This window comes from uncultured Sulfitobacter sp., from assembly GCF_947502895.1.
Lineage (GTDB): Bacteria > Pseudomonadota > Alphaproteobacteria > Rhodobacterales > Rhodobacteraceae > Sulfitobacter.
The window spans coordinates 853,223-868,454 of record NZ_CANNBM010000001.1; the positions used below are offsets into that span (position 1 = coordinate 853,223).

Below are 15,232 nucleotides of genomic sequence, written 5' to 3' on the forward strand. Positions count from 1 at the left end.
TGCAGCTGCGTCTTCTATTCCTTATATCTCGACTCGAGAGGTTGGTGCGGGCAGGCGCCTCGCCAACCTGGTCAGAGCCGGAAGGCAGCAGCCACAACGAGTCCCGCTTGGGTCGTTATCAATCTCTCACCTAGCTACTTTGCCTAGCATAGCAAATCGCCTTGTACGGTCTGCATCTTCAAAACAAGTTCACGTAAGGGCAAAGCCATCGCCAGCGATGAGCGCCCGCAGGGCAGCGAAGAGCAGCCGCTACAACCGTGCTGCGGCAAAAGTATCGCAGTCCCCAACAGCACCACTGTCAAACCCGCGTCCGAACCAACGTGCGCGCTGCTCTGAGGTGCCGTGGGTAAATGTATGCGGTTGCGGCACGCGCCCTGCTTGCTGCTGCAAATAATCATCACCAATCTTGCGCGCTGCATTCAGCGCTTCTTCCAGATCGCCGCGCTCCATCAGACCTTGCACATTGCGCGCCCAGATGCCCGATAGGCAGTCAGCCATCAATTCCAGCCGAACAGTCAGCGCATTCGCTTCGGTCTCGGAACTCCGTTGGCGCGCAGCATTAACCTTGGGCAAAATTCCCAGTTCGTTCTGCACATGATGCGCCACTTCATGGGCAATCACATATGCAGCTGCAAAATCTCCTCCAGCGCCCATTTGCTGGTCCAACGCCCGAAAGAACTGCGTGTCGAGGTACGCTTTGCTGTCCGCAGGGCAGTAAAACGGACCCGTTGCACCGCTTGCACCGCCACAAGGGCTCTGTGTGACGCCCTGAAAAATAACAAGCTTGGGCGGCACATATTCACGGCCCAGCTGATCGCGGAAAACATCGCGCCACACACCTTCGGTAGTGGTAAGAACCTGCGCACTAAACTGGGCCGCGGCATCATCACCGGAATCCGCACTTTGGGTTTGATGTTGGGCAGGGCTGCCACCTTGCAATAACGGCGAGACATCAATGCCGGTAAAATACCCGATGGCCAGAACAGCCAACACACCGACCAGCCCGATGCTGCTCTTGCCACCTGCGCGCCTACGGCCACCACCACCGCTGCGCATCTCGACGTTTTTGCTGCGTTTGATCCCTCTGAGCCGCATCAGACGCCCTCCCCATACTTGTGACTGTGCTTGCCATGCTAGCACAACACCAAAGCCCTACATCTACTAAATGTAACAACACGGGCCAAGAGACCGAAGACAGCCGGAACCGGGCAAGGTGTCTCACAAACCCACAGCAGCGTATAAATCAAGCTGACCCAGTGTACCTTAGGCAGCATTGCCATCATGCCATCCGCTGGGCGGGCTGATACAATTCATTGGCCCCGTTGCCCCGAGCCTGCGGAGCGCATACTTTGAGCCAAATCACCGAATCCCCGCGTCAGGACCCCCATGTCAGAGACCACCGCCTACCGCGTGCTTGCCCGCAAATACCGCCCCGAAACCTTCGCCGATCTGGTGGGGCAAGAGGCGATGGTGCGCACACTGAAGAATGCATTTGAGGCGGACCGCATCGCGCAGGCGTTCATCATGACAGGTATCCGCGGCACCGGTAAAACAACAACGGCTCGGATCATCGCCAAAGGTATGAACTGCATCGGCACCGACGGCACGTCCGGCCCCACGACCGAGCCGTGCGGCACCTGTGAACACTGCGCGGCGATCATGGAAGGCCGCCATGTTGACGTTATCGAAATGGACGCCGCCTCAAACACAGGGGTCGCGAATATTCGCGAAATCATTGATTCCGTTCATTATCGCGCCGCTTCTGCCCGCTACAAAGTCTACATCATCGACGAAGTGCACATGCTGTCGACGGGGGCTTTCAATGCCCTGCTCAAGACGTTGGAAGAGCCGCCAGAGCATGTAAAATTCATCTTTGCCACAACCGAGATTCGCAAAGTGCCTGTGACAGTGCTGTCGCGTTGCCAGCGATTCGACCTGCGCCGGATCGAGCCGGAAGTGATGATCGCCCTACTGCAAAAGATCGCTGGCAGCGAGAACGCTCAAATAGCCGACGATGCCCTCGCACTCATCACCCGCGCCGCCGAAGGCTCGGCCCGCGATGCGACCTCCCTTCTGGACCAGGCCATCAGTCACGGCGCGGGCGAGACGACGGCACTGCAAGTACGTGCAATGCTCGGCCTTGCCGATCGCGCGCGCGTCCTTGACCTGCTGGACATGATCTTGCGGGGTGACGCCGCGGGCGCATTGACCGAAATCGGTGCGCAATATGCCGAAGGCGCAGATCCCATGGCTGTGCTGCGTGATCTGGCCGAAATCACGCACTGGATCAGCGTTGTAAAGATCACGCCTGATGCCGCTGAAGATCCGACAATCTCGCCCGAAGAACGTGATCGCGGTCGCGAAATGGCCAATGCCTTGCCGATCCGCGTACTCACCCGCTTGTGGCAAATGCTGCTAAAGGCGCTCGAAGAAGTCGCAAGTGCGCCCAATGCGATGATGGCTGCCGAAATGGCGATTATCCGCCTGACGCATGTGGCTGACCTCCCCTCGCCCGAAGAGTTGGTGCGCACGTTGCAAAATTCGCCCGCACCGACTGGTGGCTCCCCAATGCCTTCCGGACGCTCCTCGCAGGGCACCGGCGGCACCCAAGCAGTCCAACCGGCGCAGACCCGCATGGCCGCGAACCCTACCGCATCCGGTCAGACGACGGCGCTGGCCCACGATGCACAGACCGCGTTGGCACATTATCCTACATTCGAGCATGTGTTAGAGCTGATACGCCACAACCGCGATGTCAAACTTCTGGTCGAGGTGGAAACCTCCCTGCAACTGGCGGCGTACCAACCGGGACGCATTGAGTTTGTGCCCACGGATGCCGCCCCCCGCGATCTCGCGCAGAGGCTCGGGAACAAGTTACAGTTGTGGACGGGCAACCGCTGGGCCGTCACGGTGGTGAATTCAGGCGGCGCCGCAACAATCGCTTCTCTGCGCGACGCAAAGGAAAATGCATTACGCGCCGATGCGCAGGCCCACCCGATGATGCAGGCCGTTTTGGCGCAGTTCCCACAGGCCAAAATTACAACAATCAGAACACCCGAAGACATCGCCGCTGCAGCCGTCACCGAGGCGCTACCCGAAGTCGAAGACGAATGGGATCCGTTCGAGGACAGCTGATGCGCAACTCATGGCGATACATCAATCTGCTTCCCACGCCGCCACTACAGAGGTGTGCGACAAAGAACGCGTTTATTGGAACGGCACTCCCGCCACAGCATGATCCGAAGCGATCATTTTGATGACATGAGAAGCAAGCCGTGAAGGATGTATTGGCTCTCCCATCTTGTTCATAGGTCTATGTACTGCCATATCTGTTGCAAGCATTTATAGCGCCTTCAAACCGCGCAAAGCAAAAAAGGAAATGAAATGTTCAAAGGACTAGGTGGCCTCGGCGATATGGCCGGGATGATGAAGAAGGCCCAGGAGATGCAGGGCAAAATGGCCGAGATGCAAGAAGAGATGCACAACATAATGGTCGAAGGCGAAGCGGGCGCTGGCCTTGTCAAAGCCACCTGCACAGCCAAAGGTGAGCTGAAGGCACTCGACATCGACCCGTCCATCTTCAACGGCGACGACAAAGAAGTCGTCGAGGACCTGATCCTCGCCGCAATCAAAGACGCGCAAGGCAAAGCATCCGACCGCGCACAGGAAGAAATGAGCAAACTAACCGAAGGCATGGGCTTGCCAGCCGGTATGAAGCTCCCCTTCTGACCCGCAGCATTTCTTTATTTTTCCCCTAAACTCAATTCCAAAGATGCCGCGGGAGTAAACATATGAGTTCTACCCGCGACATCGACGCCTTGATCGAGCTGATGGCAAAACTGCCCGGCCTCGGCCCGCGTTCGGCGCGCCGCGCAGTGTTGCATCTGATCCGCAAACGCGCCCTGCTGCTGTCGCCTTTGGCCGATATGATGCAGCAAGTCGCAGCAACCGCAAGGGAGTGCCTGAACTGCGGCAATGTCGGCACAGCAGATGTGTGCGACATATGTACCAGCGAAAAACGTGCCAATGGTGAATTGTGTATTGTCGAGGATGTTGCAGATCTTTGGGCGATGGAACGCTCGGGCGTATTCAAGGGCCGCTACCATGTTCTTGGCGGCACACTCAGCGCGCTGGACGCCATCGGCCCGCAAGAGCTGCGCATCCCCCGCCTGCTGGACCGAGTGAAAAGCGAGGAAATCAGCGAAGTGATCCTCGCGCTCAACGCCACTATCGACGGGCAAACCACCGCCCATTACATTGCCGACCAGCTTGAGCATCAGGTACGTCTGACCTCACTTGCCCAAGGCGTACCCATCGGTGGGGAACTGGACTATCTCGACGATGGAACGATCACCGCAGCGATGCGCGCGCGCAAGCAGCTGTAGCCCGATTTCCTCAAAAAAATAACGCCATAATTTGTCAATAATTCTGCGCCGCCCGCCAAGACGTTGCAGCCCGTCAGGCCGCCTGCCTGTTCCCGGCAAAGCGACCCGTTTCGTACCAAGTGACTAAGCCCTTTACAGGACAATCACATCAAGAGGTGGGAACCCGTTAAATCCGACCGAGCTATAAGAACTGGTATAGGCGCCACAGTTGCGGATCATCACCTTGTCCCCGTGGCGCAGCGCCAGCGGGAGGTTGATAGGGCGTTTCTCATACAGAATATCCGCGCTGTCACAGCTGGGACCGGCAAGTACACAAGGCCCCGTCTCACCTCCTTCATGCGGTGTAACGATCTGATAACGGATCGCTTCGCCCTCTGTTTCTGCCAAACCGGAAAAGCGCCCGATATCCAGATAAACCCAGCGGTGCACATCATCTACCGACTTGCGGCTCACCAGCATGACTTCTGCCACGATATGCCCCGCTTCAGCCACCAAACCACGACCGGGCTCTGCCATCAGATGCGGCACATGACCAAAGCGCGCAGCGACGGCCGCGACAACAGCCGCCGCATAGCTACGAGGTGCCTGCACATGCTCACCATAATACGCAGGGAAACCACCGCCGAGGTTGAGAAGCTGCAGATCATGCCCCACTGCACGCGCCATGTGCCAAAGCAGTGCCACGTCATCCAGAACAGGGTTCCAGTACTCTGCACGTCGGGTTTGCGACCCGACGTGGAAAGACAACCCATAGGCAACCAGCCCCAAAGCGCGGGCATAGTCCAACAACCCCAACATGGCCGAAGGCGCACAGCCGAATTTGCGCGACAGGGGCCAGTCGGCAAGTGAATTTTCGACAATCAGGCGGATGTACACCTTTGCACCCGGAGCATGTTGCGCAATCTTGTCCAGCTCCGCCTCGCTGTCGGCTGCAAACAGTTGCACACCTGCCTGATGGGCAAAGGCAATGTCGCTGCTGCGCTTGATTGTATTGCCAAAGGAAATGTCCTGCGCGCGCGCGCCCTGCGACAAACACAGCTCGATTTCCTGACGCGATGCCGCATCAAACCCCGATCCTTTGCGCACCAAGGTACGTATGATTTCAGGCGCAGGATTGGCTTTGACAGCATAGTGGATATGCGCCATGCCCAGCCCCGATTTCAGCGCGTCATAGGCTGCAGCCACACGTGCACGACTAACCACCAGCGTTGGTTTGTCAAAATCATTCGCAGCAATGTAGACTGCAGCAGGATCAGCATAGATCGGGGTTGCGGCGCGCAAGGCGCCGGGGACTGTAGCGTTCATGGTCATCTCCAAAGAGCAAAAGGGGGCAAAATACCCCAAGTGTCGTTTCAAGAGACGTTACCGTCGCTACATAAACGCGGGTCAGTCAGGAACAGGCTGACCGGCCAGAGGCGCGTGCGTTGGCGTCTGTGAAACGGCGCTTAAGCCTTTTTGAGATTCGCGCAAGATAGAAAACGAGCGCGACCCAAAATCCTCCGCCGACGCAATCAGCCGCGATTATTCTGCCACAGCGGGACCACGATATTAGTCTTCCCAATCAGTGCCGATAGGATCACGTTCGCGGTCTTGTTCCTTGCGGATCATCTCGCGCGCTTCGGCCTTCTCCTCTACGTCCGCACTGGCGACTTCACCTTTTTGCGCAGGCCCGTCAGCCAGCGCCAATGCAAACAACATCGGAAAGTGATCTGACCCGATTTTGGGTAACCGCGCAATGCTCAGCACGCGAAATTGCGGATCATGAAACAGATGGTCAAGGGGCCAACGCGCCCACCAGTGAAACGCGTGAAAAGTGTTATAAAACCCGCGCCCGACCCGCGGGTCCAACAATCCCGATAGACGCTGGAACACCCGCGTCGTGCGCGACCATGCCACATCGTTCAGATCTCCGGTCACGATCGCCGGCATCGGATCCTGCTGCGCTTCCAGCCCTATGTGGGCAATTTCGCTATCCCGCCCAAGAGTATCATGGCTAAAAACAGGCGGCTCTGGATGCACCACATAGAGACGCACCTGCCCGCCTGCGCGCAAGGTTACAGCCGTCCGCACTGAAGGCACGCCTTCAGTCACGACTTCGCGCACATCCGTCTCCGACAAAGCCAGTTTCGAGATGACAGCCATACCATAGCCTGTTTCCTCAGGCACGCTCACCCAATGCGGATAATCATCTGACAGTGCAGACTTCAATGCATCAATCCAGACGCTATCGACCTCTATTGCCAAAAGGATATCGGGTGCATGCACATCAACAAGATGGATCAGTGCATCATAATCACGGTTCGACTTTTTGATATTTGCCGCAAGAATGGAGATGTGGCGGGCTGTATCGGCCCTTAGCTCGGCGTCGGCATCCAGCGATTGGCGCCGCCACAAGGCGGTGAATTTAACAATATACCCCAATTGAATCGCCGCGATCAGACCATTGATCAGGGCAATCTCGCCACGAACGGGCAAGAGATACGCGAGTACAGCCACCCCGCCGGCCACCCAAAACAACTGAAGTCGAAAGAACGCAGGGCCACGTATAGCACCGATCTGCCAACGCATCAGCGGCATAGCCGTTAGCAAAACCAAAAACGCCGTCAGTGCGACCAATAACCACTCCACATAGGTAATCATCGCAGTTCTTCCTCACTCAAAATCAAAAAGGGACGCCCGATAGCAGGCGCCCCTTTGACTACGTGGCGCACGCCAGCCTTGCGGCCAGCACGCCGCAGCACCTTATTTCTTGTCTTCGTCCTCGTCGCTGTCCCCGTCGGGCAGGTTAAAGAAGCTCTCGGCATCTGCAAAATCGCTGTCTTTCTTTTCTTCATCCTCATCATCGGCAACATCGCCCGACAATGTAAAGGTCTCAAGACCCTCGATCGCCGACGGTATCTTAGGCTCTGTGTCCATGCCAAGGCTCTGCTCGGTGCTCACCAGCTTGCGACGCTCGTCATCACTCATCACACCACCCTCGGCAGCTTTTTTGGCTGCCGCTTTTTGCACCATCGCATCCAGTTCTGACTGCTTGCAAAGGCCCAGCGCCACCGGATCAATCGGCTGGATATTCGAGATGTTCCAATGCGTCCGCTCGCGGATCGCCTGAATGGTAGGCTTGGTCGTACCAACCAGCTTGCTTACTTGCGCGTCGGTCAGTTCGGGGTGGAACTTGACCAGCCAAAGGATCGAGGCAGGACGGTCCTGACGCTTGGACAGCGGCGTATACCGTGGACCACGGCGCTTTTCTTCACCCTGAGCAGCAGCGTTGAACTTCAACGCCAGCTTGTGAAGCGGGTTTTCCTGCGCCTTGTCGATCTCTTCCTGCGTCAGCTGGTTGTTGGTCACAGGATCAAACCCCTTGACGCCTGCCGCCACATCACCATCCGCGATGCCCTGCACTTCCAGCTCATGCATGCCGACAAAATCCGCAATCTGCTTGAAGCCGATGGTCGTGTTGTCCACCAGCCAGACGGCGGTGGCTTTTGCCATAATCGGTTTGCCCATGTGTCTCTCCTTTAAACGCACCTTCCCCGTCGCCTGAACTAGGCTGTCCTGGCAGGCCAGAACCGTTTCCAATTTGGGGGAACTTGTGGCCTATATAGACAAGGACCGCCAATAAGGAAAGACCCCAGATGCGCCGCATATTGCTCACCTTGATCGTGACCCTTACTGCTCTCACCGCCCGCGCGGAAGGCGAGCGTGCCGGCGAATTCGACTATTATGTCATGGCACTCAGCTGGTCTGCAAACTGGTGCGCGCTTGAGGGCGACGAACGCAACTCCCCCCAGTGCGACGCATCAGAGGATCACGGCTGGATCCTGCATGGCCTATGGCCACAATTCCACCGCGGCTACCCTTCCTACTGCAAAACCGCCCAGCGCGCACCCTCCCGCCGCATGACAGGAGAAATGGCCGACATCATGGGCACTGGCGGGCTGGCGTGGCACCAATGGAACAAACACGGCACCTGTACCGACCTGAGCGCACAAGACTATTATGCACTGTCCCGCAAAGCCTACGCGACAGTCATCCGCCCGACGGTCTTTCGCAAACTTGACCGCACCGTCAAACTCCCTGCATCGGTGGTCGAGGACGCCTTTATCAAAGACAACCCGCACCTCACCCGTGACACCATTACAATCACCTGCCGACAGGGCTATATTCAAGAGGCGCGCATATGCCTGTCAAAATCCCTCACACCCGTCCCTTGCGGGCGCGATGTGATCCGCGATTGCACCCTAAAAGATGCAGTCTTCACCCCGCTGCGCTAACCAACCGCTTCTTTATTTTTCCAATAAACTCATATCCCGACGCCAAAGGCCGAACACAGTCTCCTGCGTTCGGCCCCCGATAAGATATATAATCGCGCGTCAGCGCGTCCGCTGGATCAACCCGCAACTTTCAGCACAATCTTACCGATGTGCTGGCTGGCCTCCATATGCGCGTGCGCCGCGGCCGCCTCTTCAAAGGCAAACTCGCTGTCCATCACAGGTGCGATCCGTCCCGAAGCAAGCAGAGGCCAAACCGCCTCGCGCAGTTCTGTCGCGATCCGCGCTTTTGCCAGATCGGATTGCGGCCGCAGGGTAGAGCCTGTCATGGTAAGCCGTTTCATCATCAACGGTGCAAAGTTGATTTCGGCCTTCGGTCCACCCAAAAATGCGATTTGCACCAGCCGCCCTTCCAGATCGAGCGCGTCAATATTGCGAGCGATATATGCGCCACCGACCATATCAAGGATCACATCCGCACCACCCTCTGCCTTCATCACTTCGACAAAGTCTTCATCGCGGTAGTTGATTGCCCGCTCGGCCCCCAATTCCACACAGGCGGCGCATTTATCGGCATTGCCAGCAGTTACAAATACCCGCGCCCCAAAGGCCGTCGCCAGCTGGATCGCCGTTGTGCCGATTCCGCTTGAGCCCCCGTGGATCAAGATCCGCTCGCCTGCTTTCAGCCCGCCACGCATGAAAACATTGGACCAAACGGTGAAAAACGTCTCTGGCATGCAGGCCGCTTCCTTCATGCCCATCCCTTTGGGCACTGGCAGGCAATGGGCCGCAGGGGTCGCCACGTATTCGGCATAGCCACCACCGGGCAGCAGAGCGCAGACTTTGTCACCCAGCGCGATGCCCGAAACGCCCTCGCCAATGGCAACCACTTCTCCCGAGGCCTCAAGACCTGGCAGGTCGCTTGCCGTGGGGGGCGGTGCATAAGCACCGGCGCGCTGGAGAGCATCGGGGCGGTTAACCCCTGCCCATGCAACCTTTAGCACCACCTGACCCTGTGCAGGCTCCGGCATAGGGCGCTGGGTTTCTTTCAGCACCTCCGGCCCGCCCGGTTTGGTAATCTCGACAGCGCGCATCATCTGGGACATTGGCCCACTCCTTGCAATTGGTTTTGTTGGTTTCATCATAGGCTGCTGTCTGGCCAAGGCCACCCCCTAAGCCCGCCTGTGGTCAGGGCCTTCACCCTTTGCTAAAGCAGAATGGCACCGCCTGCGAATAAGGATAAATTAATGCAGCTGTCGCGTTTCCAATGGCACCCCCAGACGCAGGCCTATGCAGGGCTTGCCCTCGTCGAGGGCGCCTCCGACGCCCCCCGCGCGCATATCTCCCCGCATCCGCTACCACAGGCATTGGCCGATCTGCGCACCACATTGGGAAGTCCAACTGCGTTTTGCGTCAGTGACACACCTCAGCGCGCGATCAACAGGCTGCACGATACAGAGTTTGCCACCCTCACAGGCGGCACATCAGGCCAGCCAAAAGTCATCGCCCGCAGTCAGCTCTCATGGATTCACAACTTCAACACAAACGCAAAACAATTTGCCTACGCGCCATCCGACAGCATCGCGGTCCTAGGCGGGCTGGGCCACTCACTTGCCCTTTACGGTCTACTCGAAGGGGTCCACCTTGGCATGAAAACGCATGCCCTCGGCACGCTTTCACGACCCCGGCAATTAGATGCGCTCACCCGTCACGAATGCACGATCCTCTATGCGACACCTTCCCAGTTGCGCCTACTGCCCGCCTCCAGACCCTTGCAACAGGTCCGCCTGATTTTCTGCGGTGGCGGCGCGCTCAACACCGCGGTACGTGCTCATATCGCCCAACTATGCCCGAACGCGTCCCTGCATGTGTTCTACGGCGCAGCCGAAACCAGCTTTGTCACTCTAGGCGATGTGCAAACCCCCGATGGATCAGTGGGACGCCCCTATCCGCAGGTCGAGGTCGACATCCGCAATCAGGATCACACCGGCACTGGCACAATATGGGTGCGCAGCCCCTATCTTTTTGACCGCTACCTTCAGGGCGAAAGCCCCCATACACACCGCGATGGCGATTGGGTAACGGTGGGCGAGCAAGGCTGGCTTGACCCCAAGGGCTATCTCTTTTTGCGCGGGCGGGCGGGGCGTATCGTAAATATCGCAGATGAAACCATCTACCTCGACCAGCTGGAGACCCAGATAGCCGAAGTCTGCGGTCTGCCGCTTTGTGTTCTTTTACCCCGAAGGGACGCCCTGCGCGGCCATTCCCTGATCGCTGTGCTGGAAGGCCCACCAGACGATACCCGCCATGCCAGCATCGTTACTCAATGCCGCCACAACAATCTACACGCGCCGCGCGAGGTTGCCTTTCTTGATCTGCTGCCACTTTTGCCGTCGGGCAAACCCGATCTACAACGCATCGCACAACTGATAGGGAACACGTCATGACCGCCCACATCATCGCAGCCGTCCGCAGTGCTGTTGTGCCTCGCGGTGGGGCTTTCGCCGCATTGTCGCTGGATCAACTCGGCGCACCCGTTCTACAGGCAGCACTTGCTCAAGCGCAGGTTTCATCCGACCGCGTTGACGAAGTGATCGTATCAAACGCTTTGGGCGGCGGTGGCAATCCTGCACGGCTGGTCGCTCTTGCGGCAAGTCTACCTGATTCTGTCGCAGGTCTTAGCATCGACCGCCAATGTGCTGGCGGGCTCGATGCGCTCTTACTGGCCAAAGCACTGATTGAGAGCGGCGCTGCCCATATCGTCGTCGCAGGCGGGGTGGAAAGCTATTCGCGCAGGCCCCAGCGCTTTCGCACCTATGCCGATGGCAGCCCGCCAGAGGCCTACGGCCAGCCCCCGTTTGTGCCGTGGCCAGAACGTGATCCAGACATGGCCGCCGCTGCGGATGCGCTCGCCACAGCGCGGAGGATCAGCCGTGCAGAGCAGGACGCATGGGCCGTTCGCAGCCACGCCGCCGCTTTGGAAAACAGGGCAAGCCTCGCTGAAGTCATACCGCTCGCAGGTCAAAGCGATGATCCATTCGCCCGCCGCATGACCCTCAAACTCGCCGCACGTGCCAAAGAGGTGCACGGCAGCATCACAGCCGCCAATATGGCCGTCGCCGCAGACGCCGCCGCGTTTTGTGTCGTCGTTTCGGAAGAAGTCATGCGCGCACTAGGTGCTGACGGGGTTGCCATATTGGGCGGCGCCAGCAAAGGCAGCACACCCGAAATGCCAGGAATAGCGCCCCTTGCTGCAATAAGAGCAGCCCTGCACCAAACCAAATTGGCCCCAAGCGACATCACAACGGCAGAAGTGATGGAGGCTTTTGCGGTGCAAGCAATTGCTTGCGTGCAAGGCGCGGGCCTTGACCCTGATTGCGTAAATCGCAGCGGTGGCGCGCTGGCGCGGGGCCATCCCATAGGCGCGTCAGGAACGATAAATGCCGTGCGCCTGTATCATGAGTTACGCCAGCATGGCGGCACGGGTCTTGCAACGATAGCAGCGGCAGGCGGTATCGCCTCGGCGCTTGTATTACACGCGTGACAAAACGCTGTTGGGGCGCGCCCGAAACAGCGCCGCTGTGATCAGCCCTGCCAAAACGGCCTTAATAATATCACCGGGCAAAAACGCAGTAACCAGCAATGCGGCCTCAGCCAGCGCGCGGTCCAGAACAATCGCCAAACCTATGATCCCAAACGCATAAAGCACCACAACACCACCGACCACAGCCGCAATGCCCGCCGCCAGACCGACAGACAGATTGCGCAACCGCTCTGTCACCAGTCCGGTTACAAAGGCAGCAACCGGAAAGCCGATCAGGAAACCAGCCGTAGGGGCCGTGAACAGACCCAGACCACCACGCCCGCCCGCCAGCAGGGGCAGACCAATGGCAACCAGCCCTACAAACAGCAAAGCAGCGTACCCGCCGCGCCGCGCACCCAGTACCGTACCGCACAACATGACGCCAAGGCTTTGCGCTGTGATGGGCACGCCAAACGCCAGCGTTAACTGCGGGATCAGCCCCAAGGCGGCAATCAATGCTGTGAACAGCGCGATTTGTGTAATTGTCCGTTCCGTCGTCATATCTTCTTATCCACTTCAAACCCGCCACGCGCCCGCAGCGCCTCGGCGACATGATCAGCATCATCCAGAGCCAGCACCATCAGCGGCATTACAATCCGCCATCCGGCAGGGCGCCGCGACCGCGCGCGCCATGCCTGCGCCAGCGCCGCCCCCTTGACCGCCAGAACAGGCGTAAAGCGGATCACCATCGCGGCTGCAAGCTCGATCGCGCGTAAATTTACACCAAAACGCACAAAGGGTGCCGCCAAGCGGCGCACCACGGCCATCATCGCCTGCAAACTCGTTGTCATGGTCACAAGATTGGCGAGCGCCACCGCGTTGAACATCCGCAACGCAACAATCCCGCCTTCCTGTGGGGTGCCCATCCAGATATGCCAACCCAACAGCACGACACCGAAGGGCCAAAGCGCCCATATCCGCTGCAGCCCGTACCGCAGAAACACAGGTCCCGGCAGCGCATAAAGCAAAAGTACAGCCAGCATGACTGCCCCCTGCACACGTAGATCATAGGCCATAAACAGGCCCATGGATGCCATACACAAGGCAGCCAGCTTGGCCCCCGCAGGCCAGTCATGCGCGCGCGTCTTAACCGGTGAGGTCAGAGAGATCATCCCGCGCCCCCAGTTCTTGCATCGCAGTCTCGAAGGCAGGCACAACCGTTGAAGGGGCCCCCTGCATTTGTACCTGCCCTGCATCAACCCAAACGACATGATCGTAGCTCCCAATCATGCGTGGATCATGGGTGATATGCACCAGTGCAGGCTCGGCCCTTTCCAACACGCGGGTCAGGTGCATAGCCGTGGGAATATCAAGCCCCGCGAACGGCTCGTCCAGCACGATCACACGGGGCGACATCGCCAGGATAGACATGAGACACACCAATTGCCGCTGCCCTTGGGACAGCTGGTGAATGGCCGCATCATGCCATGCCGCTTTGCCAAAGCGTGCCAATACCTGCTCCACTTTTGCCGCGACCTCGATCTTGCCCAATCCCATTTGCCGCAGGCCAAAGCCCAGCTCTTCCGAAACGGTGGGAAAGATAATCTGGTGGTCAGGATTCTGGAACAAAATCCCCACCGCACCCAAAGCATCGCGCCGCGCGCGCGCTACATCCACACCGGCAATTCTAACAAGCCCTGCGTCGGGTGCCTGCAACCCCGCCATCACCCGCGCCAGTGTCGTCTTGCCTGACCCGTTGCGCCCCAGCACCGCCACACGTCGCGCGTCAGTGCGCAAAGACACGGCGCACAGGATCGCGCGGCCATCAATCGTCAGATCAACAGCATCCAGTTCGATCAGGGGGAGTGTCTGCGCCATGTGGTTTGTCCGCGTCCAAAAATCTCACCCGCGATCTATCAGCCGCACCCCCGCCCGAAAAGCATCAAACGTGACATTGACCAGCTCAAAGCTAGCTCCCCTTTTATGCTCTACATATCCCACGCCGCAAATGTCCTGATCTTAATCCCTGTTTGCCTGTCACTATGGCGCGATGCATCAGGAATGTCCGAAGCGTTTGGCCCCGACACACCGGCGCGCCGCATCCTTGCCTGCGTCTACTTTGCAATCCTTTTAACAAGCCTTTACGCATTGCTCCGTGCAGGTTTTGGCGCACCGCAGATCGCGCTGAGCATCGCGTTGGTGCTGTTTCCGCTGCAAATTATATACAAAACCGCAACAGCCCTGATTGTCGGTGTCAACAACCCCGTGGTCGTTACAAATCTGGCAGTAGTCGCGCTGCACAGCATAACACTGGCAACGCTCTGGCTTAGAACCTAAGGGCGCGTCCAGCGGCCAGGCAGCCCCGATTGCGGCATTCGCTGGGGCGCTTTGATATGGCTCATCACCCACGCAGGGCCTGTCATCAGCTTACTCAGAACGGGGCTATTGTTCACCTGCGCCTTGATCTTTTCAATCTGCATCACGTTCTCGATCCGCCGGTCCAGAAAGGCCCATGTGTCCGCATGGCCATCGCTGCTATCCCCCAACCAGTACAACACCGTCGAGGAATAGACCCCGCTCAGCGTTGCACGTTTGGTATACCAGTTCACATCGTCAGAGGTATCGCCCAACGCGTTCCAGATCGCGTCCGCCGTGCCCCAGATCGCCTTGGCACCGTCGGGCGCGTACATTGGCAACGCAAACAGTGTTGTACCACGGCGCACCGCTTCCTTGTCCTCAACCGCTTCCAGACGGAAGCGAACAGCGGCGGCCACACGATCGCGGAATTTCATCTCCTCCTGATCGGCCTCGGCCAATCGCGCCAGCATCGCGGCATCACCAAGCGCGTGATAGTGCAGCGCCAGATCCACAGCGCCGCGCGGACAAACGCTCTCGGCCACCGCACGCTCAACCCCCGAATCGTCAATTGCCGCGTCAAAGGTCGCCTGCGACCAGCCATCAAATGGCACATGCATCATAGCCGCCTGCACAAGCAGGTCTTTGGGCGATGTACGGGGCGGTGTAGCGGTATTTGTCATGGCGTCTCTCCTAAG

The 15,232-nt window shown here is 58.5% G+C and carries 16 protein-coding genes and 1 other RNA gene; 8 read left to right on the forward strand and 9 right to left on the reverse strand.

Annotated features, from left to right (window positions below):
- Positions 1-34: 34 nt before the first annotated feature.
- Positions 35-132: signal recognition particle sRNA small type (gene ffs, locus Q0903_RS04355), an RNA gene on the forward strand.
- A gap of 117 nt (positions 133-249) precedes the next feature.
- Here ffs and Q0903_RS04360 read toward each other — a convergent pair.
- The gene (locus Q0903_RS04360) at positions 250-1,095 is read right to left on the reverse strand and encodes a neutral zinc metallopeptidase (protein WP_299025586.1); all 846 of its coding nucleotides are present in this window, start codon (positions 1,093-1,095) and stop codon (positions 250-252) included.
- Positions 1,096-1,386: 291 nt separating this feature from the next.
- Here Q0903_RS04360 and Q0903_RS04365 point away from each other — a divergent pair, with 291 nt between their 5' ends.
- From Q0903_RS04365 to recR, 3 genes are all read left to right on the forward strand, one after another.
- The gene (locus Q0903_RS04365; protein ID WP_299413156.1) at positions 1,387-3,135 is read left to right on the forward strand and encodes a DNA polymerase III subunit gamma/tau; all 1,749 of its coding nucleotides are present in this window, start codon (positions 1,387-1,389) and stop codon (positions 3,133-3,135) included.
- Positions 3,136-3,384: 249 nt separating this feature from the next.
- Entirely contained in the window at positions 3,385-3,729 is a 345-nt protein-coding gene (locus tag Q0903_RS04370; protein WP_299025592.1) for a YbaB/EbfC family nucleoid-associated protein, read from the forward strand.
- A 62-nt stretch (positions 3,730-3,791) separates the two neighbouring features.
- The gene (gene recR / locus Q0903_RS04375; protein WP_299025595.1) at positions 3,792-4,385 is read left to right on the forward strand and encodes a recombination mediator RecR; all 594 of its coding nucleotides are present in this window, start codon (positions 3,792-3,794) and stop codon (positions 4,383-4,385) included.
- Positions 4,386-4,517: 132 nt separating this feature from the next.
- Here recR and Q0903_RS04380 read toward each other — a convergent pair whose 3' ends face one another.
- The 3 genes from Q0903_RS04380 to Q0903_RS04390 form a co-directional block, all read right to left on the reverse strand.
- Positions 4,518-5,696, reverse strand: coding sequence for a type III PLP-dependent enzyme (locus Q0903_RS04380; RefSeq protein WP_299413159.1), 1,179 nt, complete (start codon positions 5,694-5,696; stop codon positions 4,518-4,520).
- 237 nt (positions 5,697-5,933) lie between these two features.
- Positions 5,934-7,025, reverse strand: a complete 1,092-nt coding sequence (locus Q0903_RS04385) for an endonuclease/exonuclease/phosphatase family protein (protein ID WP_299413161.1) — start codon at positions 7,023-7,025, stop codon at positions 5,934-5,936.
- 102 nt (positions 7,026-7,127) lie between these two features.
- A complete protein-coding gene (locus Q0903_RS04390) occupies positions 7,128-7,892 on the reverse strand; it encodes a DUF1013 domain-containing protein (protein ID WP_299413164.1) in 765 nt (254 codons plus the stop codon).
- Between the two features lie 128 nt (positions 7,893-8,020).
- Between Q0903_RS04390 and Q0903_RS04395 the strand changes: the two genes are divergently transcribed.
- Complete coding sequence (locus Q0903_RS04395; RefSeq protein WP_299025606.1) at positions 8,021-8,659, forward strand: ribonuclease T2; 639 nt, start codon at positions 8,021-8,023, stop codon at positions 8,657-8,659.
- A 116-nt stretch (positions 8,660-8,775) separates the two neighbouring features.
- Here Q0903_RS04395 and Q0903_RS04400 read toward each other — a convergent pair whose 3' ends face one another.
- The gene (locus Q0903_RS04400; protein ID WP_299413167.1) at positions 8,776-9,762 is read right to left on the reverse strand and encodes an NAD(P)H-quinone oxidoreductase; all 987 of its coding nucleotides are present in this window, start codon (positions 9,760-9,762) and stop codon (positions 8,776-8,778) included.
- A 141-nt stretch (positions 9,763-9,903) separates the two neighbouring features.
- Between Q0903_RS04400 and Q0903_RS04405 the strand changes: the two genes are divergently transcribed.
- Positions 9,904-11,103, forward strand: coding sequence for an AMP-binding protein (locus Q0903_RS04405; RefSeq protein WP_299413170.1), 1,200 nt, complete (start codon positions 9,904-9,906; stop codon positions 11,101-11,103).
- Positions 11,100-12,200 carry an acetyl-CoA C-acyltransferase gene (locus tag Q0903_RS04410; protein ID WP_299413173.1) on the forward strand — a complete coding sequence of 367 codons (1,101 nt, stop codon included), beginning with the start codon at positions 11,100-11,102 and terminating at the stop codon, positions 12,198-12,200. The genes Q0903_RS04405 and Q0903_RS04410 overlap by 4 nt, the downstream gene beginning before the upstream one ends.
- Here the strand turns inward: Q0903_RS04410 and Q0903_RS04415 are convergent.
- Genes Q0903_RS04415 through Q0903_RS04425 form a run of 3 tightly spaced genes read right to left on the reverse strand, consistent with a single transcriptional unit; the run spans position 12,189 to position 14,057 of the window.
- Positions 12,189-12,740 carry a biotin transporter BioY gene (locus Q0903_RS04415; protein ID WP_299413176.1) on the reverse strand — a complete coding sequence of 184 codons (552 nt, stop codon included), beginning with the start codon at positions 12,738-12,740 and terminating at the stop codon, positions 12,189-12,191. The two genes, Q0903_RS04410 and Q0903_RS04415, sit on opposite strands and share 12 nt — an antisense overlap.
- Positions 12,737-13,351, reverse strand: a complete 615-nt coding sequence (locus Q0903_RS04420) for an energy-coupling factor transporter transmembrane protein EcfT (protein WP_299413179.1) — start codon at positions 13,349-13,351, stop codon at positions 12,737-12,739. Before Q0903_RS04420 ends, Q0903_RS04415 begins: the two co-directional genes overlap by 4 nt.
- Positions 13,326-14,057 (reverse strand): ABC transporter ATP-binding protein, encoded by a 732-nt coding sequence (locus Q0903_RS04425; protein WP_299413182.1) that lies wholly within the window; start codon positions 14,055-14,057, stop codon positions 13,326-13,328. Before Q0903_RS04425 ends, Q0903_RS04420 begins: the two co-directional genes overlap by 26 nt.
- 105 nt (positions 14,058-14,162) lie before the next feature.
- Here Q0903_RS04425 and Q0903_RS04430 point away from each other — a divergent pair, with 105 nt between their 5' ends.
- A complete protein-coding gene (locus Q0903_RS04430) occupies positions 14,163-14,516 on the forward strand; it encodes a hypothetical protein (protein WP_299413184.1) in 354 nt (117 codons plus the stop codon).
- Here the strand turns inward: Q0903_RS04430 and Q0903_RS04435 are convergent.
- The gene (locus tag Q0903_RS04435; RefSeq protein WP_299413187.1) at positions 14,513-15,217 is read right to left on the reverse strand and encodes a COQ9 family protein; all 705 of its coding nucleotides are present in this window, start codon (positions 15,215-15,217) and stop codon (positions 14,513-14,515) included. The genes Q0903_RS04430 and Q0903_RS04435 overlap by 4 nt on opposite strands.
- Between the last annotated feature and the right edge of the window lie 15 nt (positions 15,218-15,232).